Source organism: Parendozoicomonas sp. 209JJ7-1 (genome assembly GCF_058147085.1).
Genome location: NZ_JBYVJU010000082.1, coordinates 1 through 1,039, shown reverse-complemented (window position 1 = coordinate 1,039; position 1,039 = coordinate 1). Strand labels below are relative to the sequence as shown.

Annotated in this window: 1 protein-coding gene; it reads right to left on the bottom strand. The window is 33.3% G+C overall.

Going from position 1 to position 1,039, the window contains the following annotated elements; genetic code table 11:
• Window positions 1-48: 48 nt before the first annotated feature.
• Entirely contained in the window at window positions 49-918 is an 870-nt protein-coding gene (locus ACY2RQ_RS19445) for a hypothetical protein (RefSeq protein ID WP_490114669.1), read from the bottom strand.
• Window positions 919-1,039 lie beyond the last annotated feature (121 nt).

The window sequence follows — 1,039 nt, the reverse complement described above, 5'->3', positions numbered from 1 at the left end:
CCTAACAAGCGCATCCAAGTGACGCCTTCGGCGCACCTGATTTAGGCGTTATGTGCTTAGGAGTCTACGTTCAAGCCAGTCACGAACCCTATACTGCAAAAGTAACTTATTTAATCTAATACTTTTGTGACAACACTCAGCCCTAGTTGGGTGGACATCAGGTTGAAATTGAAAATCCGCTAGAGGTTCAGGAAAATCAATTATATCAGCAAAATCTATTACTGCTTCAGTGGGCTCAAGATCTCTTATGTGTTCACCTGTTTTTTTAAGACAATACTTATTGAGTGGGTAAAAAAATTTTACTGTCGCTATATGACCAGCTGAAATAAATATATCAGTTTTTTCATTACCGAGGAATTGATGAATTCTTTCAAGAATGCGTAGTGAAACCGTTTTACATATTCCTTTTCTTCGAAATTTAGAACCCACAGCCCTAAGAAAACTTATACTTTCTAAAATGTCACTATTTTGCTCAAAGATAAGATCAAATTTAAAATCAAATACACACTGCGTATTACAATAAAACTCAAAATATAGACTACATGAATCACTCAAAACAATTAACAGTAATGCATTAGATAAATTTATTTTTGCTTTTTTAAAACTCACTTTATCAAAGAAAACTTCAAATTTAACTGTATCTAACCATTCATCGGAGCCAATGATTTCAGAAAGAGTACCTTTTTGCAAACCAGACAATATAAATTCTGGACAAAATATAGAACTAATATTTCCAAAGAAAAATTTTTTAGTACACTGATCTAAACAAGCCTTTCCCAAGGTTAAATCCGGCTCTATTAAAGACATTTGAGGCTCTAGCCCAAATGCTTTTTTTGGCTGATCTACTTCCCCCTTATTTCCTTCTGATAAGCATAACTGTCTATTATAAACTGTTGTTGTTTTTACTGGTGGCAACATAAGCATAACCATTCAGGTAGGCCCAACCATACCCTTATTAAGGATATGAAATGACAATAAAATATTTCATTGTTTTTAACATATATATTCAAATGAGATTCTAACCAATGAGTAATCGCAC